This window comes from Streptomyces sp. NPDC055400, assembly GCF_053644375.1.
The window spans coordinates 188,493-211,889 of record NZ_JBSHLM010000015.1; the positions used below are offsets into that span (position 1 = coordinate 188,493).

The 23,397-nt window shown below is 71.7% G+C and carries 17 protein-coding genes; 9 read left to right on the forward strand and 8 right to left on the reverse strand.

What is annotated here, in order from left to right; translation table 11 throughout:
• Positions 1-16 precede the first annotated feature (16 nt).
• Together ACWIGU_RS33790 and argF are read left to right on the forward strand one after the other, a co-directional pair.
• Positions 17-1,261, forward strand: a complete 1,245-nt coding sequence (locus ACWIGU_RS33790) for an arginine deiminase (RefSeq protein ID WP_454405475.1) — start codon at positions 17-19, stop codon at positions 1,259-1,261.
• 92 nt (positions 1,262-1,353) lie between these two features.
• Positions 1,354-2,361, forward strand: coding sequence for an ornithine carbamoyltransferase (gene argF, locus ACWIGU_RS33795; RefSeq protein WP_454405476.1), 1,008 nt, complete (start codon positions 1,354-1,356; stop codon positions 2,359-2,361).
• Positions 2,362-2,383: 22 nt separating this feature from the next.
• Here argF and ACWIGU_RS33800 read toward each other — a convergent pair whose 3' ends face one another.
• Positions 2,384-2,911 (reverse strand): ATP-binding protein, encoded by a 528-nt coding sequence (locus ACWIGU_RS33800; RefSeq protein ID WP_454405477.1) that lies wholly within the window; start codon positions 2,909-2,911, stop codon positions 2,384-2,386.
• Positions 2,912-3,138: 227 nt separating this feature from the next.
• Between ACWIGU_RS33800 and ACWIGU_RS33805 the strand changes: the two genes are divergently transcribed.
• Both ACWIGU_RS33805 and ACWIGU_RS33810 read left to right on the forward strand, forming a co-directional pair.
• A complete protein-coding gene (locus tag ACWIGU_RS33805; protein ID WP_100591225.1) occupies positions 3,139-3,966 on the forward strand; it encodes an enoyl-CoA hydratase family protein in 828 nt (275 codons plus the stop codon).
• A 2-nt stretch (positions 3,967-3,968) separates the two neighbouring features.
• Positions 3,969-6,245: a bifunctional salicylyl-CoA 5-hydroxylase/oxidoreductase gene (locus tag ACWIGU_RS33810; RefSeq protein ID WP_454405543.1), complete on the forward strand. Its 2,277-nt coding sequence runs from the start codon at positions 3,969-3,971 to the stop codon at positions 6,243-6,245.
• Here the strand turns inward: ACWIGU_RS33810 and ACWIGU_RS33815 are convergent.
• Positions 6,229-7,050 (reverse strand): PaaX family transcriptional regulator, encoded by an 822-nt coding sequence (locus ACWIGU_RS33815; RefSeq protein ID WP_356281709.1) that lies wholly within the window; start codon positions 7,048-7,050, stop codon positions 6,229-6,231. The two genes, ACWIGU_RS33810 and ACWIGU_RS33815, sit on opposite strands and share 17 nt — an antisense overlap.
• A 4-nt stretch (positions 7,051-7,054) precedes the next feature.
• A complete protein-coding gene (locus ACWIGU_RS33820; protein WP_454405478.1) occupies positions 7,055-8,689 on the reverse strand; it encodes an AMP-binding protein in 1,635 nt (544 codons plus the stop codon).
• Between the two features lie 151 nt (positions 8,690-8,840).
• Here ACWIGU_RS33820 and ACWIGU_RS33825 point away from each other — a divergent pair, with 151 nt between their 5' ends.
• Both ACWIGU_RS33825 and ACWIGU_RS33830 read left to right on the forward strand, forming a co-directional pair.
• Positions 8,841-9,971: an acyl-CoA dehydrogenase family protein gene (locus ACWIGU_RS33825; RefSeq protein WP_454405479.1), complete on the forward strand. Its 1,131-nt coding sequence runs from the start codon at positions 8,841-8,843 to the stop codon at positions 9,969-9,971.
• Positions 9,968-10,372: a RidA family protein gene (locus ACWIGU_RS33830; RefSeq protein WP_454405480.1), complete on the forward strand. Its 405-nt coding sequence runs from the start codon at positions 9,968-9,970 to the stop codon at positions 10,370-10,372. Before ACWIGU_RS33825 ends, ACWIGU_RS33830 begins: the two co-directional genes overlap by 4 nt.
• Positions 10,373-10,392: 20 nt before the next feature.
• Here the strand turns inward: ACWIGU_RS33830 and ACWIGU_RS33835 are convergent, their stop codons facing one another.
• From ACWIGU_RS33835 to ACWIGU_RS33845, 3 genes are all read right to left on the reverse strand, one after another.
• Complete coding sequence (locus tag ACWIGU_RS33835; RefSeq protein WP_454405545.1) at positions 10,393-11,433, reverse strand: NAD(P)-dependent alcohol dehydrogenase; 1,041 nt, start codon at positions 11,431-11,433, stop codon at positions 10,393-10,395.
• 105 nt (positions 11,434-11,538) lie between these two features.
• On the reverse strand, positions 11,539-12,300 hold the full coding sequence (locus ACWIGU_RS33840; RefSeq protein ID WP_454405481.1) for an IclR family transcriptional regulator: 762 nt from the start codon (positions 12,298-12,300) through the stop codon (positions 11,539-11,541).
• A 53-nt stretch (positions 12,301-12,353) separates the two neighbouring features.
• Positions 12,354-13,682, reverse strand: coding sequence for an MFS transporter (locus ACWIGU_RS33845; protein ID WP_454405482.1), 1,329 nt, complete (start codon positions 13,680-13,682; stop codon positions 12,354-12,356).
• A 130-nt stretch (positions 13,683-13,812) separates the two neighbouring features.
• Between ACWIGU_RS33845 and ACWIGU_RS33850 the strand changes: the two genes are divergently transcribed.
• Positions 13,813-14,745: a 2-hydroxyacid dehydrogenase gene (locus ACWIGU_RS33850; RefSeq protein WP_454405483.1), complete on the forward strand. Its 933-nt coding sequence runs from the start codon at positions 13,813-13,815 to the stop codon at positions 14,743-14,745.
• A 15-nt stretch (positions 14,746-14,760) separates the two neighbouring features.
• On the opposite strand, the gene ACWIGU_RS33855 is transcribed toward ACWIGU_RS33850, so the two are convergent.
• A complete protein-coding gene (locus ACWIGU_RS33855; protein ID WP_454405484.1) occupies positions 14,761-16,290 on the reverse strand; it encodes a helix-turn-helix domain-containing protein in 1,530 nt (509 codons plus the stop codon).
• Positions 16,291-16,623: 333 nt separating this feature from the next.
• Between ACWIGU_RS33855 and acnA the strand changes: the two genes are divergently transcribed.
• Positions 16,624-19,338, forward strand: a complete 2,715-nt coding sequence (acnA, locus tag ACWIGU_RS33860) for an aconitate hydratase AcnA (RefSeq protein ID WP_454405486.1) — start codon at positions 16,624-16,626, stop codon at positions 19,336-19,338.
• A 63-nt stretch (positions 19,339-19,401) separates the two neighbouring features.
• Here acnA and ACWIGU_RS33865 read toward each other — a convergent pair whose 3' ends face one another.
• The gene (locus ACWIGU_RS33865) at positions 19,402-19,713 is read right to left on the reverse strand and encodes an ArsR/SmtB family transcription factor (RefSeq protein WP_454405487.1); all 312 of its coding nucleotides are present in this window, start codon (positions 19,711-19,713) and stop codon (positions 19,402-19,404) included.
• Positions 19,714-20,170: 457 nt separating this feature from the next.
• Between ACWIGU_RS33865 and ACWIGU_RS33870 the strand changes: the two genes are divergently transcribed.
• Positions 20,171-23,377 (forward strand): NACHT domain-containing protein, encoded by a 3,207-nt coding sequence (locus tag ACWIGU_RS33870; protein WP_454405488.1) that lies wholly within the window; start codon positions 20,171-20,173, stop codon positions 23,375-23,377.
• The last annotated feature ends 20 nt before the right edge of the window (positions 23,378-23,397 follow it).

Sequence of the window (23,397 nt, forward strand, 5' to 3'; positions counted from 1 at the left end):
GGGGAAAGATGGATCCATGGGATTCCACGTCGACTCCGAGGCCGGGCGGCTGCGCCGCGTCATCCTGCACCGCCCCGATCTGGAGCTCAAGCGGCTCACCCCGAGCAACAAGGACGCGCTGCTCTTCGACGACGTGCTGTGGGTGCGCCGCGCGCGGCAGGAGCACGACGGGTTCGCCGACGTGCTGCGCGACCGCGGTGTGACCGTGCATCTCTTCGGCGACCTGCTCACCGAGACGCTCGCCATCGGGGACGCCAGATCCCTCGTCCTCGACCGGGTATTCGACGAGAAGGAGTACGGGCCGCTCGCCATCGACCACCTCAGGGCCGCCTTCGAGACGATGCCGGCCACGGACCTGGCCGAGGCGCTGGTCGGCGGCATGACCAAGCGGGAGTTCCTCGACCGGCACCCCGAGCCGACGTCGGTGCGCTTCCACGCCATGGACCTCGACGACTTCCTGCTCGGCCCGCTGCCCAACCACCTCTTCACCCGCGACACCTCGGCCTGGATCTACGACGGCGTCTCCATCAACGCGATGCGGTGGCCCGCCCGGCAGCGCGAGACCGTCCACTTCGAGGCGATCTACCGGCACCATCCGCTGTTCCGCGACACGGGCTTCCACCTGTGGTCGGAGGGGCAGGCCGACTACCCGTCCACGATCGAGGGCGGCGACGTCCTGGTGATCGGGCAGGGCGCCGTCCTCATCGGGATGAGTGAGCGCACCACCCCGCAGGCCGTCGAGATGCTGGCGCACAAGCTGTTCGCGGCGGGCTCCGCGCAGACGATCGTGGCGCTCGACATGCCGAAGCGCCGGGCGTTCATGCATCTCGACACCGTGATGACGATGGTCGACGGCGACACGTTCACGCAGTACGCGGGGCTCGGCATGCTGCGCTCGTACACCATCGAACCGGGTGTGGGGGAGCGGGAGCTGAAGGTCACGGACCATCCGCCCGAGCACATGCACCGGGCCGTCGCGGCCGCGCTCGGCCTCAGCGAGATCCGGGTCCTGACCGCCACGCAGGACGTGCACGCGGCCGAGCGGGAGCAGTGGGACGACGGGTGCAACGTGCTGGCCGTGGAGCCGGGCGTCGTCGTCGCCTACGAGCGCAACGCCACGACGAACACCTATCTGCGCAAGCAGGGCATCGAGGTCATAGAGATCCTCGGCAGCGAGCTGGGGCGCGGGAGGGGCGGCCCGCGCTGCATGAGCTGCCCGGTCGAGAGGGACCCTGTAGAGGGGCCTCGTGGGGAGGCCTGACCCTGGAATCCTGTATAGAAATGTGGAACGTCGTATAGACTTCCAGTATCTCCGATGCCCCAGCCCTTTTACGCGTACCCCAGGAGCGCCCCATGGCGACAGTCCGTCCCGACCTCACCGGCCGCCACTTCCTCAAGGAGGTGGACTTCACCGCCGAGGAGTTCCGCGGCCTGATCGACCTCGCCGCCGAGCTGAAGGCGGCCAAGAAGGCGGGGACGGAGGCGCGGCACCTCGCGGGCCGGAACATCGCGCTGATCTTCGAGAAGACCTCCACGCGTACGCGCTGCGCCTTCGAGGTCGCCGCGGCCGACCAGGGCGCGTTCACGACCTACCTGGACCCGTCCGGCTCGCAGATCGGCCACAAGGAGTCCGTGCGGGACACCGCCCGGGTCCTCGGCCGGATGTTCGACGCCATTGAGTACCGCGGGGACAGCCAGCCCGGCGTCGAGGAGCTCGCCGCGTACGCGGGCGTGCCGGTCTACAACGGTCTGACCGACGACTGGCACCCCACGCAGATGCTCGCCGACGTGCTCACGATGATCGAGCACTGTGACAAGCCGCTCGACCGGATCGCCTTCGCCTACCTCGGCGACGCCCGCTTCAACATGGGCAACTCGTACCTGGTGACGGGCGCGCTGCTGGGCATGGACGTGCGGATCGTGGCGCCGCGCGAGTACTGGCCGGCCGAGGAGATCGTCGCCGAGGCCCGCAAGCTCGCCGAGGCGAGCGGCGCCCGCGTCACACTCACCGAGGACGTCGCCGAGGGCGTCCGTGGCGCCGACTTCGTCGCCACCGACGTCTGGGTCTCCATGGGTGAGCCCAAGGAGGTGTGGGCCGAGCGCATAACGGCTCTCAAGCCGTACGCCGTGACGATGGACGTCCTGCGCGCCACCGGCAACGCGGACGTCAAGTTCCTGCACTGCCTGCCCGCCTTCCACGACCTGGGCACCAGGGTCGGGCGCGAGATCCACGAGACGTACGGCCTGGACTCGCTGGAGGTCACGGACGAGGTCTTCGAGTCGGCGCACTCGGTCGTCTTCGACGAGGCCGAGAACCGGCTGCACACCATCAAGGCGATCATGGTCGCCACGCTGGCCTGACGTCCCCCGGCAGGGGAGGGGGCTACTGCTCCGGGCTCGTCCGCTGCGCCGGTATCGCGGGAAGGGTGAACCAGACCGCCTTGCCGGACGCGGTGGGGCGATGGCCGCAGGACGCGCTCAGGGTGCGGATCAGCAGCAGGCCGCGCCCGTGCTCCTGCCACGGGTCCGGCTCCTCGTCCGGGCCGGGCAGGGTCAGATCGCCGGGCGGCGCGGGGTCCCCGTCGTGCACCTCGACCTGACAGCCCGACGGCAGCAGCTCGATCACCAGCTCGATGGGGCCCGACCCCGCCGTGTGCTCGACGGCGTTCGCCACCAGCTCGGCCGTGAGCAGCTCCGCCGTGTCGCTGTCGGCGGCGGGCGACTCGATCTCCGTCAGGGCCGTGCGCACCAGAGCGCGCGCGACCGGCACCGCGGCAGCGGTGTGCGGCAGCGCGATGCGCCAGGAAGTGGGGGCGGGCGGTGTGGGCACGGCGGGTCCGTTCAGGGTGCAGGTGTCCTGACAGGGGGCGACAGGGGCTGACAGCGGAGGGGCTGTCCTGCTTTCAACCATACGAAGGGTAATGCGTCGGTGAACAGAGCCGCCCGGCGACCTTTCTTCGGGACGTCCGGCTCTGGCCTCCCTGCACTTGCCCTGCAAGGGCTGTGGGCCCGCTGCCAGGATCGCGTATAGCGTACTCGTGACGGAAGTCACGAAGCGGTGATAACTTCATGGGGCGACGTGCCCCAGGCAGGCGCGCCGTCCCGTCCGCCGCCCCCGCCCGAGGAGGCCGCACCGCCATGAGTCCCTTCACCGGCTCCGCGCCCCGCACCGACGACTGGCGGCACCTGAGGTACGCCGTCGACGACGGGGTCGCCACCGTCACCCTGGCCCGCCCCGACAAGCTCAACGCGCTCACCTTCGGCGCCTACGCCGACCTGCGCGACCTGCTCGCCGAGCTGTCCCGTGAGCGCTCCGTACGCGCCCTCGTCCTGGCCGGAGAGGGGCGCGGCTTCTGCTCCGGCGGTGACGTGGACGAGATCATCGGCGCCACCCTCGCCATGGACACCGCCCAGCTCCTCGACTTCAACCGGATGACCGGCCAGGTCGTACGGGCCGTGCGCGAGTGCCCCTTCCCCGTGATCGCCGCCGTGCACGGCGTCGCGGCGGGCGCCGGCGCCGTCCTCGCACTCGCCGCCGACTTCCGTGTCGCCGACCCGAGCGCCCGCTTCGCGTTCCTCTTCACCCGCGTCGGCCTGTCCGGCGGCGACATGGGAGCCGCGTATCTGCTGCCCCGCGTCGTCGGCCTCGGCCACGCGACGCGCCTGCTCATGCTGGGCGAGCCGGTGCGCGCCCCGGAGGCCGAGCGCATCGGCCTGATCAGCGAGCTGACCGACGAGGGCCAGGTCGACGAGGCCGCGCAGGCCCTGGCCCGCCGTCTCGCCGAGGGCCCGGCCCTCGCGTACGCCCAGACCAAGGCGCTGCTCACCGCCGAGCTCGACATGCCGCTGGCCGCCGCCGTCGAAATGGACGCCGCGACCCAGGCCCTCCTCATGAACGGCGAGGACTACGCCGAGTTCCACGCGGCCTTCACGGAGAAGCGTGCACCCAAGTGGCGGGGGCGGTGACCATGGGACCCCTGCGCGTGGCCGTCATCGGCGGCGGACCCGGCGGCCTGTACGCCGCCGCCCTCCTCAAGCGGCTCGACCCGCGCCGCGACATCACGGTCTGGGAGCGCAACGCCCCCGACGACACCTTCGGCTTCGGCGTCGTCCTCTCCGACGAGACGCTCGGCGGCATCGAGCACGCCGACCCCGTCGTCCACGCCGCGCTCCAGGCCGAGTTCGTGCGCTGGGACGACATCGACGTCGTGCACCGCGGCACCCGTCACACCTCGGGCGGCCACGGCTTCGCCGCGCTCGGCCGCCGCAGGCTCCTCGAAATCCTCCACGAGCGCTGCCGGCAGCTCGGCGTGAACCTCCGCTTCCGCTCGGAAGCCCCGTCGGCAGCCGACCTCGCCCGCGACCACGACCTCGTCGTCGCCGCCGACGGAGTGCGCAGCGCGACCCGCGAGGCCCACGCCGACGCGTTCCGGCCGCACATCGAGGAGCACCGCTGCCGCTACATCTGGCTCGCCGCCGACTTCGCGTTCGACGCCTTCCGCTTCGAGACCGCCGAGACCGAGCACGGCGTCATGCAGCTGCACGGATACCCGTACTCGGCGAGCGACAGCACCGTCATCGTCGAGATGCGCGAGGAGGTCTGGCGGGCGGCCGGTTTCGACGGGCCCGACGTGCGCGAGTCCGTCGAGCGCTGCGCCAAGATCTTCACCGAGGCACTCGGCGGCCGTGGCCTGAGGTCGAACAAATCCGCCTGGACCGCGTTCCGCACGGTCGTGAACGAGAAGTGGTCGCACGGGAACGTCGTCCTCGTCGGCGACTCCGCGCACACCGCGCACTTCTCCATCGGCTCCGGCACCAAGCTCGCCGTCGAGGACGCCCTCGCGCTCGCCGCCTGCCTCCAGGAGCAGCCCACCACGGCCGAGGCGCTCTCCGCGTACGAGGCGGAGCGGCGGCCCGTCGTCGCCTCCACGCAGCGCGCGGCCCGCGCCAGCCTGGAGTGGTTCGAGAATCTCGGCCTCTATCTCGACCAGCCCTCACGCCAGTTCGCGTTCAACCTCCTCACCCGCAGCCGCCGCGTCACGCACGACAACCTGCGCCTGCGTGACCCCCGCTTCACCGAGGCCGTCGAGCGCGACTTCGGCTGCCCGCCCGGCACGCCCCCGATGTTCACGCCGCTGCGCCTGCGCGAGCTGACCCTGCGCAACCGCGTCGTCGTCTCGCCCATGGACATGTACTCGTCCCAGGACGGCGTCCCCGGCGACTTCCACCTCGTCCACCTCGGCACGCGGGCCCTCGGCGGCGCCGGACTCGTCATGACCGAGATGGTGTGCGTCAGCCCCGAGGGCCGCATCACCCCGGGCTGCGCCGGTCTCTACACGCCGCAGCAGGCCGCGGCCTGGCGCCGCGTCACCGAGTTCGTGCACGCCCAGGCCCCCGGCACGGCGATCGGCGTCCAGCTCGGGCACTCCGGCCGCAAGGGCTCCACGAAACTGATGTGGGAAGGCATCGACGACCCGCTCCCCGACGGGAACTGGCCGCTGGTCGCCGCCTCCCCGCTCCCGTACAAGCCGGGCAGCCAGATTCCGCACGAGCTGACGCGGGACGAACTCGCCGATGTCCGCGAGCAGTTCACGTCCGCCGCCGTGCGTGCCGCCGACGCCGGCTTCGACCTCCTCGAACTGCACTGCGCCCACGGCTATCTGCTGTCCGGCTTCCTGTCGCCGCTGAGCAATCACCGGACCGACGCGTACGGCGGCTCGCTCACGAACCGGCTGCGCTTCCCCCTCGAAGTCTTCGACGCCGTACGCGAAGTGTGGCCCGGTGACCGGCCCATGACCGTCCGGATCTCCGCCACCGACTGGGCGGAGGGCGGCACCGACGCGGCCGACGCCGTAGAGATCGCCCGCGCCTTCGCCGCGCACGGCGCAGACGCGATCGACGTGTCGACCGGCCAGGTCGTCGCCGACGAGAAACCCGCCTACGGACGCTCCTACCAAGTGCCGTTCGCGGACCGGATCCGCAACGAGACCGGGATCCCGGTGATCTCGGTCGGCGCGATCTCCTCGTGGGACGACGTCAACTCGCTGATCCTGGCCGGGCGCACCGACCTGTGCGCGCTGGCCCGGCCCCACCTCTACGACCCGCACTGGACCCTGCACGCGGCGGCCGAACAGGGCTACGCGGGCCCCGGTGTCGCCTGGCCGAAGCCGTACGAGGCGGGCAGCAGGCCACCGCAGACCGGACGTCTGGACGCGCCCAAGCCCCGGCTCACGCTGGGTGGTTGACGGTGGTGAACGCCGCCCCCGCGTCCCGCAGCCGCTCGTGCAGCGCCCGGAACACGCTCGCCGAGCGGGTCCCCGGCCACCGCGCAGGCAGCAGCCCGGCGGGCAGCCCCGGGTCGGCGTACGGCAGATGGCGCCAGGAGTCGAGGGCGAGGAGGTAGTCCCGGTACGCCTCCTCCGGAGCCGCGTCGCCGGGGGAGCGGGCCTGCCAGGCGGCGAGCACCGGCGCGTGCTCGTCCAGGAACGCCTCGTGCAGCGCGGCGAGACGGTCCAGGTCCCACCAGCGCGCGACCGCGTCCGCCGTCGCCGCGAACCCCAGGTGCTCGCCGCGGAACAGATCGACGTACGGGGAGAGCCCGAGGCGCTCCAGGGTGTGCCGGGTCTCCTCGTGCAGGCCCGCCGGGGCGATCCACACGCCGGGCGCCGCCGAGCCGAAGCCGAGCCCGGCAAGGCGTGAGCGCAGGACGTGCCGCTTGGCGCGCTCGGCCTCCGGCACGGAGAACACCGCGAGCACCCAGCCGTCCGCCCCGTCGGCCGGCGCCCCGTAGATGCGCCGGTCGCCGTCGTCCAGAAGCTGCCGCGCGGCCGGCGACAGTGCGTACCCGGCGGCTCCCGACCCCGTGCGCTCCGGCAGGAGCAGCCCGCGCCGCTTGAGGCGGGACACGCAGGACCGCACGGCGGGCGCGTCGACGCCGACCGCGCCGAGGAGACGGATCAGCTCGGCGACCGGCACGGCGCCGGGGAAGCCGCGCCCGTAGGCGCCGTAGAGGGTGACGATCAGGGACCGGGGAGTGTGCAGGTCGGACACGTGGTCACTCTAGATCGCCGGTGGAGCGCAGCCGGAACCGCTGCAGCTTCCCGGTCGCCGTGCGCGGCAGCGCGTCCAGAAACACGATCTCGCGCGGGCATTTGTACGGCACCAGCTCGGCCTTCACGAACGCCCGCAGCGCGTCCGGGTTCCGGCGGGCGCCCTCGCGCAGCACGACGTAGGCGACCGCGATCTGCCCGCGCTCGTCGTCGGGGCGGCCCACCACCGCGGTCTCCGCGACGTCCGGGTGCCGCAGCAGCGCGTCCTCGACCTCGGGGCCCGCGATGTTGTACCCCGCGGAAATGATCATGTCGTCGGCGCGGGCGACGTACCGGAAGTAGCCGTCGGGATCGCGGACATACGTGTCCCCGGTGACGTTCCAGCCGTCGCGGACGTAGGTCGTCTGCCGCTCGTCGGCGAGGTAGCGGCAGCCGACCGGGCCGCGTACGGCGAGCAACCCCGGTTCCCCGTCCGGTACTTCGGCCCCGGTCGCGTCGATCACGCGCGCCTGCCAGCCGGGTACGGGCACGCCCGTCGCCCCGGGGCGGATCGCGTCGTCGGCGGCGGATATGAAGATGTGCAGGAGTTCCGTGGCGCCGATGCCGTTGATGATGCGGATCCCGGTCGCCTCGTGCCAGGCGCGCCAGGTCGCGGCCGGCAGGTTCTCGCCCGCCGAGACGCACCGCCGCAGCGAGGAGAGGGCGCGCCCGTCGGTGCCGTCGATCCCGTCGAGGAGCGCGCGGTACGCGGTCGGCGCGGTGAACAGGACGGACACCCCGTGCTCGGCGATGGCGGGCAGCAGCTGCCGCGGCCCGGCCTGTTCCAGCAGCAGCGACGAGGCGCCGGCCCGCAGCGGGAAGATGACGAGACCGCCGAGCCCGAACGTGAAACCGAGCGGCGGGCTCCCCGCGAACACGTCGTCCGGCCTCGGCCGCAGGACATGGCGCGCGAACGTGTCGGCGATGGCCAGGACGTCCCGGTGGAAGTGCATGCAGCCCTTGGGGCGCCCGGTCGTGCCCGAAGTGAACGCGATCAGGGCGACATCGTCGGAGGCGGTCGCCACGGCGTCGTACGTCTCAGGCTGTCCACAGCCGCGCCGCAGGAGGTCGTCGGGCCCCTCGCCGCAGAACGGTGTGACGCGCAGCCCGGGTACCTCGGCCTTCAGCAGGTCGTCCATGGTCCTGGCGTCGCACAGCGCGTGCGTGACCCGCGCGAGGGAGCAGATCGTCGCCAGCTCCTGCGACCGTGCCTGCGCGAGGACGGTGACGGCGACCGCGCCCGCCTTCATCACGGCCAGCCAGCAGGCCGCGAGCCAGGGCGTGGTGGGGCCGCGAAGGAGTACCCGGTTGCCCGGGCGCACGCCCAGCTCGGCGCTGAGTACGTGCGCGATCCGGTCGACGCGGCGGAGCAGTTCCCCGTACGTCCACACCTGACCGTCGCCGGTGCGGAACGCGGGACGCTCCGCGCCGAACCGCTCGACGGTGCGGTCGAGCAGCTCGGCCCCGCAGTTGAGCCGCTGCGGATAGCGCAGTTCGGGGAGGTCGAAGACGAGGTCGGGCCAGAGTTCGGGCGGCGGGAGATGGTCGCGCGCGAAGGTGTCGACGTGGGCCGATGTGTGCTGCGGTGGAGCGTCTGTCATGGCCGTGCGCCCCCTTGTCATGGTGGGCTCGCGCAAACAGGTGTCGGTGGGCTCGCGGAACGAGCGTATCGTGATGGTGACGACAGTCAACGGTCCGCGATAACGTGACGGAGCCGGCCCGAGCCGCCGGCGAACCGGGAGGCGCCGACACATGACCGCACAGTCCGCAGCTCCGTCATTCTCGCTCGACCCAGCACAGACCGCCTGGTGTGCCGAGCTGTGCGCGCTCGCCGCCGAGCGGCTCGCACCCCTCTCCGAGAAGGGCGAGCCGGGGAAGGTGAACCGGCCGCTCGTCGCCGAGCTCGGCCGGCTCGGCCTCCTGGAGCGGCTGCTGCGCTCCGGCGCCCTCGACCTGTGTCTGATGCGCGAGTCCCTCGCCCGCGTCTGCACGGAGGCCGAGACCGCTCTAGCCCTTCAGGGACTCGGCGCCCACCCGGTGCACGCGTACGGCACCGACGCGCAGCGCGCGCAGTGGCTGCCGCGCGTCAGCGACGGCACGGCCGTCGCGGCCTTCGCCCTCAGCGAGCCGGGCGCGGGTTCCGACGCCGCGGCCCTCGCCCTGCGCGCCGAGCCCGACGGCACCGGAGGCTGGTGCCTCATCGGCGAGAAGACCTGGATCTCGAACGCCCCCGAGGCCGACTTCTACACCGTCTTCGCCCGTACGGCCCAGGGCGCCGGCGCCCGTGGCGTCACCGCCTTCCTGGTCCCGGCGGACCGCCCCGGCCTCACCGGCACCCCCCTCGACATGCTCTCCCCGCACCCCATCGGCTCCCTCGGCTTCGACGCGGTGCCGGTCACCGCCGAGGACGTGCTCGGTGAACCGGACCGCGGCTTCCGCGTCGCCATGACCACCCTGAACCTCTTCCGCCCGAGCGTCGGGGCCTTCGCCGTGGGCATGGCGCAGGCCGCGCTCGACGCGACGCTCGACCACACCGCCCGGCGCGACGCGTTCGGCGGCAAGCTGAAGGACCTCCAGACGGTCGCCCACCAGGTGGCCGATCTCGCCCTGCGCACGGAGGCGGCCCGCCTCATGGTCTACGCGGCGGCCTCGGCGTACGACGCGGGCGCCCCCGACGTGCCGCAGCGCGCCGCGATGGCGAAGCTCCTGGCCACCGAGACCGCCCAGCACGTCGTCGACACCGCCGTCCAGCTGCACGGCGCCCGCGCCCTGCAACGCGGCCACCTCCTCGAACACCTCTACCGCGAGGTGCGGGCACCCCGCATCTACGAAGGGGCCAGCGAGGTCCAACGCGCGATCATCGCCAAGGAGTTGTACGCGTGAGCGGTATCGAGCGGATCAATCCACCCGGACTCTCCCCGGCCACCGGCTTCTCGCACGCCGTCACCGCCACCGGCGGCCGCCTGGTCTTCCTCGCCGGACAGACCGCCCTCGACGCGGACGGCAAGATCACCGGCGACACGCTCCCGGAGCAGTTCGAGCGGGCCCTGACCAATCTCCTCACCGCACTGCGCCACGCGGGAGGCACTCCCGACACGCTCGCCCGCGTCACCGTCTACGCCACCGACGTCGCCGACTACCGCACCCACGCCCGTGAACTCGGGCGTATCTGGCGCGAGTCGGCGGGCCGCGACTATCCGGCGATGGCGGTGATCGGCACGACCCGGCTGTGGGACGAGCAGGCACTGGTGGAACTGGACGGTCTGGCGGTCGTGCCGGACTAGGGGGTGCCGGTCCCGGGCGACTACTCCTGCGGCAGGATCACCGCGCGCCCGCGCACCGTCCCGTCGTGCAGCCGCTGGTAGGCGGTGGGCGCGTCGTCGATGCCGTACGTCTCCACGTGCACGGAGACGACGTCGGCCCGCGCCAGGTCGAGCACCTCCATCAGCTCGCTGCGGCTGCCCCAGTAAGGGGCGGTCACCGACACCTCGTACGGTGTCGTGCCGAAGCCGACCGCGAGGCTGCCGCCGCCGAGGCCCACGACGGTGACATCGCCCTCGACCGCCACGCAGTCGCCCGCCATGGCCACCGTGGGTGCGGCCCCGACGAAGTCGAAGACCGCCTCGGCGCCCCTGCCGCCGGTCAACTCCCGTACCATTCCCACGGATTCGGCGTCCGACAGGATCGCCTCGTGGGCGCCCACCTCACGGGCGAGCGCCAGTTTCTCCTCGTTCACATCGAGCGCGATCACCCAGGCCGGGGACAGCTCGCGCAGGAGCTGGATCGCTACGTGCCCGAGCCCGCCCGTGCCGATCACGACGGCCGCCGACCCCGGCACCAGCTTCGGCAGCGACCGCTTGATCGCGTGGTACGGGGTCAGGCCGGCGTCGGTCAGCGGCACCGCCCGCACCGGGTCGAGGCCGCCGAGCGGCACGAGGTGGCGGGGGCCGTCCACGACCATGTACTCGGCCATGGCGCCGGGCGCGCCGAGACCGGGCGGGAAGATGCCGAGTTCCCTGGCGCGCAGACAGTAATTCTCCTTGCCCTGCGCGCACTTGGCGCAGGTGCCGCAGCCCCACGGCCCGTAGACGGCGACCTCGTCGCCGACCCCGACACCCGCCACCCCGTCACCCACCTCCGCGACCGTGCCGACGCCCTCGTGGCCGAGTGTGAGCGGCAGCGGGAAGCCCAGCTGCTCGGCGGGCAGGCTCATCACGGCGATGTCGGAGTGGCAGACACCGGCCGCCGTCACGCGCAGGAGCACCTGGCCGGGACCGGGGGCGGGCACGGGGATCCGCACGACTTCGGGGGCGGCACCCACCGCGCGGTACTGGACGGCCTTCATCAGCTCGGTCATCGTGCGTTCCTCCCGGGAGCGGTGCGGGGGCCCGGTGGCCGCCCTCCCGGGATGGATGTCACCGGGCGGCGCCCGTCACACCCGCGGATCCGCTCAGTGGTCCATGTGGGCCGCGATGTCCTCCGCGCACGCGCGCAGGGCCGGGACGTGCGCGCGCAGTTCGTCGGCGCCGGTCAGGGCGACGGCCGCGCCGAGCGAGACGGCGAGGCGCGGCGCCTCCCCGTGCGGGGAGGGCACGGCGACGGCGATGGACCGGACGCCGACCTCGTTCTCCTCGTCGACCTCGGCCCAGCCGCGTTCGCGCACGGCGTCGAGCTCCTTGCGGACCGCCGCCGGGTCGGTCACCGTGCGGCCGGTCACCGCGGCCAGCTCGGCCGCGAGCAGCTCGTCGCGCTCGCGCCCGGGCAGGCCCGCGACGAGGACCTTGCCGAGCGAGGTCGCGTGCCAGGCGTTACGGGTGCCCTCCGCGCTGCGCAGCTGGAGGTGCTGGGTGCCCTGCGCCGTGAGGACGAGCAGCACGTCCGTGTCGTAGAGGATGCCCGCGATGGCGGGCAGGCCCGTGCGGTCGGCGAGCCTGCGCATCGGCGCCGCCGCCGCGGAGTAGCCGGCCGGTGAGCGCTGGAAACCCCGCGACAGTTCGAGCACCCGGGCCCCCAGGGCGTAGCGCCGGGTGTCCTCGTCGTACGCCACGAACCGTTCGGCGGCGAGCCGGCCGAGGAGCCGGTGGGCGCTGCTGACCGGGAGCGCCGCGGCGCGGGCCGCGGCGCTCACCCCCAGGCCCGCGGGATGGTCGGCGAGCACGGTGAGGAGCCGCAGGCCCCGGCCGAGCATGTCGTCGCCGGACGTCGTGGTCACGCTGCTCGTCTCCCGTGTGCTGCGTCCGTACGCCGGGACCGGTCCCGGCGCACTCAGGTGGTGGTGGCAGCGGTGGGCTGCCGGTTCACCGTACCCGGGCGTGAACCGGACGGCCGGGGCTCGTGCACCGCCAGCATCAGCGCGGCCGAGACCAGCGCGCCCGCCGCCATGAACGCGAAGGCCCCCGCGTCGCCGAGCGACGTGCCGCGTACCCAGCCCACGAGATACGTCCCGGCGAACGAGCCGAGCGCGCCGAACGAGTTGACCAGCGCCACCGCCGCGCCCGAGACGCCCGCCGGGGCGAGCGTGGAGACGAGGGCGAAGTACGGGCCGTAGGGCGCGTACAGGCACAGCCCGGCCACCACGAGCAGCGCGAGCGCCACGGGGAAGTGGGACCCGGCCGCGTACGAGCCGAAGAGGGCGAGTCCGCCGACGGCGAGCCAGGGCCACACGGCCGCCTTGCGCCGCCCGCTGCGGTCGGACAGGCGCGAGTTGAGCAGCATGGCGACGACCGCGAACGCGTACGGCACGGCGGTCAGCAGACCGGTGGCGCCGATGCCCTCTCCGGAGCCCTTCTTCACGATCGACGGCAGCCAGAAGATGAAGCCGTACATGCCGAACGACCAGAAGAAGTACTGCACCGACATCAGCAGCACGGGGCGCGAGCGCAGGACCTTGCCGTACTCCTCGCGCAGGTTCCCGGAGGCGGCCGGAGCGGTGGCGCGGTCCTCGCGCAGAGCCTGAAGTTCGCCGGGCGCGACCCACTTGGCGTCCTCGGGGCGGTCCCTGATGAGGCGTAGGCAGAACAGGCCCCAGATGACCGAGGGCACGCCCTCGACGATGAACATCACGCGCCAGTCCGTCACCGACACCAGCCAGCCCGACAGGGCGGAGAGCCACATCACGGTGACCGGATTGCCCAGGATGAGCAGGGTGTTGGCGCGGCCGCGCTCGCCGTGCGTGAACCAGCGGCTGAGCAGCATCACCATCGACGGGAGCACCGCGCCCTCGACGACACCGAGCGCGAACCGCACGGCGATCAGCTGCCCCGGGCTGCTCAGCAGGCCCTGCACCACGGCGAGCAGTCCCCACAGCACGGTCGACCAGGCGACGAGGCGGCGCGCGCTGCGCTGCTCGGCGTAGATCGTGCCGGGGATCTGGAAGAAGAAGTAGCCGAGGAAGAACGACGCGGCGATGAGCGAGTCGAGGCCCGCGGACAGACGCAGCTCGTCGGCCATGCCGCCGGCGGACGCGATCGCGTAGTTGGACTTGTCGAGATAGGCGAGCGAGTACGTGATGAACGCGACCGGTATCAGGTGCCGGGCGCGGGTCGAGCTCCAGAAGCCGCCGGTGGACGGCCGGGAGGGCGACGGCGCTGTCATCCCTTGACCCCCTGTTTTCCGTGAGATGGAAAGTGTTTCACTGGGCGGGAAGACGTTACGAGGGAGTGGCGGCCGGGTCAATGGTTCGCCCGCCTGCCGCGACGCCAAGCAGCCGAAGGAGAAACCCGCGATGACCGAAACCGACGTGCTCGTCCCCTGGCCGCAGCTCGACCGGCGACACGGCCCCTGGCCCGACGGCGTCCGCGTCCACGTGTGGGACGGAGTGACGCCCGCGTCCGAACTCCCGCAGGACGCCCTGGACGCCGTGGAGTTCTGGGTCATGCCCTACGCGGTCCCCGACGCCGACCGCCTGCTGCCCCGGCTCCCGCGCCTGCGCGCCGTCCAGTCGCTCAGCGCCGGGGTCGAGAAGCTCCAGCCGCTGCTGCCCGAGGGCGTCACCCTGCACAACGGCCGCGGCCTGCACGACGCCTCCACCGCGGAGCACGCGCTGGGCCTCGTCCTCGCGGCCCAGCGCGAACTGCCCCGCTGGGCGGCCGACCAGGTGGCGGGCCGCTGGGACCCGCACTTCACGCGCTCACTCGCGGACAGCCGCGTCGCGATCGTCGGCTACGGCTCGATCGGCTCGGCCCTGGAGACGCGGCTCCTCGCCTGCGAGGCGGAGGTCGTCCGCGTCGCCCGGCGCGCCCGCCCCGACGAGCGGGTCCACGCGATCGCCGACCTGCCCGAACTGCTCCCCGGCCTCGACATCGTGGTCCTCGTCCTGCCCGAGAACCCGGCCACGGTCGGCCTGTTCGGCCCGAAGGAAATGGCCGCTCTGCCGGACGGCGCCCTCGTCGTCAACGTCGGCCGCGGCCGCACCCTCGACACCGAGGCCCTGCTCGCCGAGACCGCCACGGGCCGGCTGCGCGCCGCGCTCGACGTCACCGACCCGGAGCCCCTCCCCGCGGACCACGCCCTGCGCCACGCCCCCGGAGTCCTCCTCACCCCGCACGTGGCCGGAGGTTCGGCAGCCTTCCGCCCGCGCGCCGAGCGCCTGATCGTGGAGCAGATACGCCGATGGGCCGCGGAAGAGGAACTGCTCAACCTCTTCCCGCGGCCCTGAACGGCGCCCATCGCGTCAGATGTCCCGGAACGTCTCGATCTGCGCGCCAACGGAGTTGAGCCGTTCGGCCAGGTCCTCGTAACCGCGGTTGATCACGTAGACGTTGCGCAGCACGGACGTGCCCTCGGCGGCCATCATCGCGAGGAGCACGACGACGGCGGGGCGCAGCGCGGGCGGGCACATCATCTCGGCGGCGCGCCAGCGCGTCGGGCCCTCGACGAGGACGCGGTGCGGGTCGAGCAGCTGGAGGCGCCCGCCGAGCCGGTTCAGGTCGGTGAGGTAGATGGCGCGGTTGTCGTAGACCCAGTCGTGGATGAGGGTCTTGCCCTGCGCCGCCGCGGCGATGGCCGCGAAGAAGGGCACGTTGTCGATGTTGAGGCCGGGGAACGGCATCGGGTGGATCTTGTCGATCGGCGCCTCCAGTTTGGAGGGCCGGACGGTGAGGTCCACCAGGCGCGTGCGGCCGTTGTCCGCGAAGTACTCGGGCGTGCGGTCGTGGTCGAGGCCCATCTCCTCCAGGACCGCGAGCTCGATCTCCAGGAACTCGATCGGCACCCGCTTCACCGTCAGTTCGGACTCGGTGACCACCGCGGCGGCCAGCAGGCTCATCGCCTCGACCGGGTCCTCGGACGGCGAGTAGTCCACGTCGACGTCGATCTGCGGCACGCCGTGCACGGTGAGGGTGGTCGTGCCGATGCCCTCGACGCGTACGCCCAGGGCCTCCAGGAAGAAGCAGAGGTCCTGGACCATGTAGTTCGAGGACGCGTTGCGGATGACGGTGGCGCCGTCGTGGCGGGCGGCCGCGAGCAGCGCGTTCTCGGTCACGGTGTCGCCGCGCTCGGTCAGTACGATCGGCCGGCCGGGGGAGACCCCCGCCTCGACCTGTGCGTGGTAGAGCCCCTCGGTCGCCGTGATGTCCAGACCGAACCGGCGCAGCGCGATCATGTGCGGCTCGATGGTGCGGGTGCCGAGGTCGCACCCGCCCGCGTACGGCAGCTTGAAGTGGTCGAGGCGGTGCAGGAGCGGGCCGAGGAACATGATGATCGAGCGCGTGCGGCGGGCGGCGGCCGCGTCGATGGCGTCCATGTCGAGCGCGGCCGGCGGCACGATCTCCAGGTCGACGCCGTCGTTTATCCACCGGGTGCGGACGCCGATGGAGTTCAGGACCTCGAGGAGGCGGTAGACCTCCTCGATGCGGGCGACGCGGCGCAGGACGGTGCGTCCCCGGTTGAGGAGCGAGGCGCACAGCAGCGCCACGCAGGCGTTCTTGCTCGTCTTCACGTCGATCGCCCCGGACAGGCGACGGCCGCCGACCACTCGCAGGTGCATCGGACCCGAGTAGCCCAGGGAGACGATTTCGCTGTCGAGCGCTTCGCCTATGCGGGCGATCATCTCAAGGCTGATGTTCTGATTGCCGCGCTCGATGCGGTTGACGGCGCTCTGGCTGGTACCGAGCGCCTCGGCAAGCTGCGACTGTGTCCAGCCCCGGTGCTGACGGGCGTCACGGATGAGCTTGCCGATGCGTACGAGGTAGTCGTCTGCCATGTCGGCAGGCTATCTCAGATATGAGATGCCGCATTCCGGGGGGTCCATTGGAGTGACGGGCCGTCAATCGGCCCTGGTGGCGCGCGGGCGCGTGTGCGGGACGATGAGGGGGACGGTCCGCCGGTGGTGCGGCGGGACGGCTCGGCCAAGGCCGGGCATGACCAGTCCGGCCTCATGTATTAGAGTTATCTCGACATCGAGATATCTACAGAGGCACACCGCAGTCGCCAGGCTCGGTAAGGGTTACCTAACTTAGCCTTACCTTAGCGGATCGGCGGAATCGTCGTGGCGGCAGGATGCGGTGGAACGCGCACATATATGAAGGAGACTGTCGTGTCGGCGAACAGCTTCGACGCCCGCAGCACGCTGCGCGTGGGCGACGAGTCGTACGAGATCTTCAAGCTGGACAAGGTCGAGGGCTCCGCGCGCCTCCCTTACAGCCTGAAGGTTCTCCTTGAGAACCTGCTCCGCACCGAGGACGGCGCGAACATCACCGCCGACCACATCCGTGCGCTCGGCAGCTGGGACTCCCAGGCCCAGCCGTCCCAGGAGATCCAGTTCACGCCCGCCCGCGTGATCATGCAGGACTTCACCGGTGTGCCCTGTGTCGTGGACCTCGCCACCATGCGTGAGGCCGTGAAGGAGCTCGGCGGCGACCCGGCCAAGATCAACCCGCTGGCCCCGGCCGAGCTGGTCATCGACCACTCCGTCATCGCCGACAAGTTCGGCACCGCCGACGCCTTCGGCCAGAACGTCGAGCTGGAGTACGGCCGCAACAAGGAGCGCTACCAGTTCCTGCGCTGGGGCCAGACCGCCTTCGACGAGTTCAAGGTCGTCCCCCCGGGCACCGGCATCGTCCACCAGGTCAACATCGAGCACCTGGCCCGTACGGTCATGGTCCGTAACGGTGTTGCCTACCCCGACACCCTCGTCGGCACCGACTCGCACACCACGATGGTCAACGGCCTGGGCGTCCTCGGCTGGGGCGTCGGCGGTATCGAGGCCGAGGCCGCGATGCTCGGCCAGCCGGTCTCCATGCTCATCCCGCGCGTCGTCGGCTTCAAGCTCACCGGTGAGCTCAAGCCCGGCACCACCGCCACGGACCTCGTGCTCACGATCACCGAGATGCTGCGCAAGCACGGCGTCGTCGGCAAGTTCGTCGAGTTCTACGGTGAGGGCGTCGCCGCCACCTCCCTGGCGAACCGCGCCACCATCGGCAACATGTCGCCGGAGTTCGGTTCCACCGCCGCGATCTTCCCGATCGACGACGAGACGCTGAAGTACCTGAAGCTGACGGGCCGCGACGAGCAGCAGGTCGCGCTCGTCGAGGCGTACGCCAAGGAGCAGGGCCTCTGGCTGGACCCGGCCGCCGAGCCCGACTTCTCCGAGAAGCTGGAGCTCGACCTCTCCACGGTCGTCCCCTCCATCGCCGGCCCGAAGCGCCCCCAGGACCGCATCGTCCTCGCGAACGCCGCGCAGCAGTTCGCGCTCGACGTGCGCAACTACGTCGAGGACGACGACGAGGCGGGCAAGGAGTCCTTCCCGGCCTCCGACTCCCCGGCCGCCACCAACGGCGTCCCGTCGCGCCCGACCCTGGTCACGGCCCCCGACGGCTCGACGTACGAGATCGACCACGGCGCCGTCACCGTCGCCGCGATCACCTCCTGCACCAACACGTCGAACCCGTACGTGATGGTCGCCGCCGCGCTCGTCGCGAAGAAGGCCGTGGAGAAGGGCCTGACCCGCAAGCCGTGGGTCAAGACCACCCTCGCCCCGGGCTCGAAGGTCGTCACCGACTACTTCGACAAGGCCGGTCTGACGCCGTACCTGGACAAGGTCGGCTTCAACCTCGTCGGCTACGGCTGCACCACCTGCATCGGCAACTCGGGCCCGCTGCCCGAGGAGGTCTCGAAGGCGGTCAACGAGCACGACCTGGCGGTCACGTCGGTCCTGTCCGGCAACCGCAACTTCGAGGGCCGCATCAACCCCGACGTCAAGATGAACTACCTGGCGTCCCCGCCGCTGGTCGTCGCGTACGCCATCGCCGGTTCGATGAAGGTCGACATCACCAAGGACGCCCTGGGCATCGACCAGGACGGCAAGCCGGTCTACCTCGCGGACATCTGGCCGACGGAGGCCGAGGTCAACGACGTCGTCGCCAACTCCATCGGCGAGGACATGTTCAACAAGTCCTACCAGGACGTCTTCGCGGGCGACGCCCAGTGGCAGGCCCTGTCGATCCCGACCGGCAACACCTTCGAGTGGGACACCGAGTCCACCTACGTCCGTAAGCCCCCGTACTTCGAGGGCATGACGATGGAGACCACCCCGGTCTCCGACATCACGGGCGCGCGCGTCCTCGCCAAGCTGGGCGACTCGGTCACCACCGACCACATCTCCCCGGCCGGTGCGATCAAGGCCGACACCCCGGCCGGCCAGTACCTCACGGAGCACGGCGTCCAGCGCCGTGACTTCAACTCCTACGGCTCGCGCCGTGGCAACCACGAGGTCATGATCCGCGGCACGTTCGCCAACATCCGCCTGCGCAACCAGATCGCGCCGGGCACCGAGGGCGGCTACACCCGCGACTTCACGAAGGACGGCGCCCCCGTCTCCTTCATCTACGACGCCTCGCGCAACTACATCGAGCAGGGCACCCCGCTGGCCATCCTGGCCGGCAAGGAGTACGGCTCCGGCTCGTCCCGCGACTGGGCCGCCAAGGGCACCGCGCTCCTCGGCGTCAAGGCCGTCATCGCCGAGTCGTACGAGCGCATCCACCGCTCGAACCTCATCGGCATGGGCGTCCTGCCGCTCCAGTTCCCGGAGGGCGCCTCGGCCGAGTCCCTCGGCCTGACCGGCGAGGAGACCTTCTCCTTCACCGGCGTCGAGGAGCTCAACAACGGCACCACGCCGCGCACGGTCAAGGTCACCACCGACACCGGTGTGGAGTTCGACGCGGTCGTCCGCATCGACACCCCCGGTGAGGCGGACTACTACCGCAACGGCGGCATCATGCAGTACGTGCTCCGCAGCCTGATCCGGAAGTAAGCGGTCCGGCAAGGCGGTTGGGCCGCATCCCCGAGCTTTCGGGGGTGCGGCCCTTCGCGTGCGTCAGGCCTCGGCGCGCACCAGGCCGAGCAGGCCGGGGAAGCGCTTGTCCAGCTCGGCCCGGCGCAGGACGGCCGTGCGGCTGTTGCCGTGGTCGACCATGCGCAGCAGGCCCGCCTCGCGCATCACCTTGAAGTGGTGCGAGGTCGTCGACTTGGAGACGGGCAGTTCGAAGTAGGCGCAGGTGTGTTCGGTGTCCGCCGGTTCTCTCAGGAACTGGGCGATCACCCCGAAGCGCAGCGGGTCGGCGAGTGCGTGCAGGATCGTGCGCAGGTCCATCTCGGCCGGTGTGGGGTGGCCGTCCTCGTCCGGCATGGTGTGTCCCTTCGTCCCGACCGTCGCCCAGGTTCTACTTCCATCATACCTCTCTGTCGTGCGAAGGTCAGGTTCGATCAATTGCGAACCTCCGTCCGCCCTCACTCCTTCGGGGGCTCCCGCGCGGGTCCGGAACAACCACCCTCCCCGTCGCGCCCGTTGAGGGGGTGTGGCATCAGGGGATGGGTCTGAGGCTCGGTGCGGGGATCGCACGACTGCTGCGCGGGCCTGTGGGGACGTCGCGGGCGGACATGGCGCGTCGCGCGCGGCGATGAGGTGCCGGGCCAACCGTTCCGGCGGAAGCGAGACGAGGTCCGGCGTTCGATTGGCCTGAACTCCCCACGGCTGTACGGCACTTGATTCGACTCTTGATGCCTGCCCTTATGGTGGAAGGCGTTCCGTGACGTATGCGCGTCGAGAAACGTACGCCGACGCAGGTGGCCGACGGGGGTGGGCAGTGGATCCGGGGACAGTGGGACTGCGGATCGCGTCGGCGGTGGTGGTGCCGTTGCTGAAGCGGCTCGTGCTGCCCCCGCCCAAGGCCCCGGGAGCCGAGTTCACCGAAGGGCCCGTGCGCATCCAGGGCCTGCTGTCCTTCGTGGGGGACCACCCCACCGTCAGCCGGGACGATCTGCACCGGCTCGCCCGGGAGCTGGTGCGGCGTGCGGTGCGCGCGGCCGGTCCCCACGAGCGGCCCGTCGAGGACGACGAGCACGACGCCGTCGGCCAGGCCCTGACCCGGACCCTGTTCGCCTTCGGCGAGCTGGACATGGACGACGTACAGATCTTCCTCATGGGGCCCGAGAAGCTGGCCGCCGCGCTGTCCCGGCAGGCAGGCCCCGACACCCGCCGGCTCCTGACCCGGGACGCGGCCCTCTTCCACGACCGCCTCCTGGAGACGGCCTGTGTGCACCTGGTGCGGTTCTTCACGCAGCGGCCTGGGTTCGACGCCCGGGCGCGGCTCGCGGACGCCCGCGAACTGCGCGACGTCCACCGGACGTTGGAGGTCGTGTTGCGCAGGGTGTCGGGCGACGACCGGGCCACCCTCGACGGGCGATTCGAGGAGAGTTACGCGCAGTACGTTGTCCGGCGACACGGCACTCTCACCATCTACGGAGTCGACCTGCGCGACCCCGGAGGCCTGGAATGGCCCCTGGACACCGCCTACTTGAGTCTGCGCGCCGTCGCCGCCCCGGCCCCCGGCAGCGAGTCCGACGATCCCGGCGACGAGCCGGAGAGCGGACTGGAGGAGAGCGTCGAGGAGGCCCTCGCCACCCGCGGCCGCGTCCTGCTGCACGGCTTGGCCGGCACCGGAAAGACGACCCTCGTGCAGTGGCTCGCGCTCACCACCGCGCGGCAGGACAGCGTGCCCGGCAACCTGCCGCAGCTCCTGGGCCGCGTCCCCTTCGTGCTCCCGCTGCGCAACCTCGCCCGCGAAGGCGCAGGGCTCCCGCTGCCCGACGACTTCCTGCGCTGGATGGACTGCCCGCTGGTCGGCACCGAACCCGACGGCTGGGCCACCCGCGTGCTGCAGAACGGCCGCGGCCTGATCCTCGTCGACGGCCTGGACGAGATCCCCAAGGCCGACCGCACCCGCACCCGGAACTGGCTGCGCGAGCTCCTCGGCATCTTCCCCGGCAACCTGTGGCTGGCCACCACCCGTCCCTCCGCGCTCGGACCCGGCTGGCTGCGGCGGGAGGACTTCCACGAGTTCACCCTCGACGCGCTGCGCCCGGCCGACCTGCGCAGCTTCATCGGCCGCTGGCACGAGGCGGCCGACGCGCGCCCGGGACTCGGCGACGAGCTGATCCAGGCGCTGCGCGCGAGCCCCGGCCTGAGCAGGCTCGCCACCAACCCGCTGATGTGCAGCCTGATCTGCGCCCTGCACCGCGAGCGCCGCGGATTCCTGCCGCGCGGCCGCGCCGCCCTCTACAAGGCCGCGCTGTCCATGCTGCTGGAGCGGCGCGACATGGAAAGGGAGTTGTACGGACGCGGCGGCGGACCCGAGCTGGACGAGGAGGCCGCCACCGAGCCTCTCAAGCGCCTCGCGTACTGGCTGATCCGCAACGAGCGCACCCAGATCGAGCGGGACGACGCCGTGGACGTGATGCGCCGCCTCCAGCCCCAAGTGCCCAGCCTGGACAGCCTCGGAGAACCCGAGGACGCCCTCCAGTACCTGCTCGAACGCTCCGGTCTGCTGCGCGAACCCGTCGCGGGCGCCGTGGACTTCATCCATCGCACGTTTCAGGACTACCTGGGCGCCAAGGCTGTATTGGAGGAGCGTGACTTCGGCATGCTGGTGAGGAACGCTCATGTCGATCACTGGGAGGACGTGGTCCAGATGGCCGTCGCGCAGGCCGACCACAACGGGCGCGCCGATCTGCTGATGCGGCTGAGCGACCGCGGCAACCGGGAGAAGGACGACACCGTCCGGGCCCGGTTACGTCTCCTCGCCCTCGCCTCCCTGGAGCAGGCGACCCGTCTGCAACCCGCCGTGCGGCAGACCATCGAGGCCGAGGCCGCGCGCATGCTGCCACCGCGCAGCCTGCGCCAGGCCCGGGTTCTCGCACGCACGGGGCCCCTCCTGCTCGGCCTGTTGCCGCGCGCCGACGCACTCGACGGCGATGAGGAACTCGCCACGGTCCACGCCATCTGCCAGATCGGCGGGGACTCCGCCATCCCCCGGCTGCGCGAGTTCCTCGACACCCGCCAGTCGGCCGTACGCGCTCAACTCCTCGGTCACTGGGACCGGTTCGACACCGACACTTACGCCGAGGAGATCATCCGGCCGCTGCTGGCCACCTCCCCGGCCGAGTCGGTCACCGTGCGCTCGGCGGCCGAGCTCGCCGCCCTCGCCGCGATGCCGGGCTGCGAACGAGTGGGTATCCACGGCGACTTCGACCCGGAGGCCGTCCGAGCCGCTCTCGACCCGGCCCGGCTGCGCGAACTGCGACTGCGCGGAGCCCGGCAGCTGCGCGACCTGACGCTGCTCGACGACTTCGGCGCCCTGGAAGAACTCACCCTGCAGGGCTGCCGCAACCTCACGGACCCCGCCCCGCTCACCCGGCTGCCCGGGCTGCGCGGCCTCACCCTCGCCGACCTGCCGCAGTTCGAGGCGTTGTCCGACCTGGCGGGCTGCCCCGGCCTGGACGCCCTGCACCTGGGGCCCCAAGTACCCTGGCGCGGCCTCGCCGAACTGCCCTTCCTCGACCGGCTGCGGGTCCTCGCGCTGCCCCAGGGCACCGTGGAGCTGGCCGAGCTCGCCCGCTGCACGGCGCTGAGGGAACTGCGCCTGCACGAGGCCGGCGACAAGCTGCTCCCCGACGACTGGGGCAAGACCCTCGCCACCCTGACGACGCTGCGCACGCTGACCGTGTCGCCGGAGCAGCTGAGCGTGCTGTTGTTCGGCCAGCGCGCGCAGATATCCGCGGTCACCCACCTCTACGTGTACGCGAAACCCGGGTCATCCGTGTCGCTGCGGCGCATCGCCCGCTGGCTGCCCGGCCTGTCGGAGCTCCACCTCACCCAGGGCACCGACATAGACCTGGCGCCGCTGAAGGGCATGAGCGCACTGCGCCGGGTGCGGCTCGCCTACGCGCGCAACGTGAGCGGGGCCGAGGAGTTGCCCGACGGAGTCGACCTGGAGATATATCCGCATCCCTGACGCGCCGCCTTGACGCACCT

What these genes read in the sequence shown, in the direction of transcription:
- ACWIGU_RS33820 (WP_454405478.1), bottom strand. Translation starts at nt 8,689, where the DNA reads ATGACAGACGCTCCACCGCAGCACACATCGGCCCACGTCGACACCTTC.
- ACWIGU_RS33865 (WP_454405487.1), bottom strand. Translation starts at nt 19,713, where the DNA reads ATGCCGGACGAGGACGGCCACCCCACACCGGCCGAGATGGACCTGCGC.
- ACWIGU_RS33855 (WP_454405484.1), bottom strand. Translation starts at nt 16,290, where the DNA reads ATGGCAGACGACTACCTCGTACGCATCGGCAAGCTCATCCGTGACGCC.
- ACWIGU_RS33850 (WP_454405483.1), top strand. Translation starts at nt 13,813, where the DNA reads ATGACCGAAACCGACGTGCTCGTCCCCTGGCCGCAGCTCGACCGGCGA.
- ACWIGU_RS33810 (WP_454405543.1), top strand. Translation starts at nt 3,969, where the DNA reads ATGGGACCCCTGCGCGTGGCCGTCATCGGCGGCGGACCCGGCGGCCTG.
- ACWIGU_RS33790 (WP_454405475.1), top strand. Translation starts at nt 17, where the DNA reads ATGGGATTCCACGTCGACTCCGAGGCCGGGCGGCTGCGCCGCGTCATC.
- ACWIGU_RS33800 (WP_454405477.1), bottom strand. Translation starts at nt 2,911, where the DNA reads ATGGTTGAAAGCAGGACAGCCCCTCCGCTGTCAGCCCCTGTCGCCCCC.
- ACWIGU_RS33805 (WP_100591225.1), top strand. Translation starts at nt 3,139, where the DNA reads ATGAGTCCCTTCACCGGCTCCGCGCCCCGCACCGACGACTGGCGGCAC.
- argF (WP_454405476.1), top strand. Translation starts at nt 1,354, where the DNA reads ATGGCGACAGTCCGTCCCGACCTCACCGGCCGCCACTTCCTCAAGGAG.
- ACWIGU_RS33845 (WP_454405482.1), bottom strand. Translation starts at nt 13,682, where the DNA reads ATGACAGCGCCGTCGCCCTCCCGGCCGTCCACCGGCGGCTTCTGGAGC.
- ACWIGU_RS33825 (WP_454405479.1), top strand. Translation starts at nt 8,841, where the DNA reads ATGACCGCACAGTCCGCAGCTCCGTCATTCTCGCTCGACCCAGCACAG.
- ACWIGU_RS33835 (WP_454405545.1), bottom strand. Translation starts at nt 11,433, where the DNA reads ATGAAGGCCGTCCAGTACCGCGCGGTGGGTGCCGCCCCCGAAGTCGTG.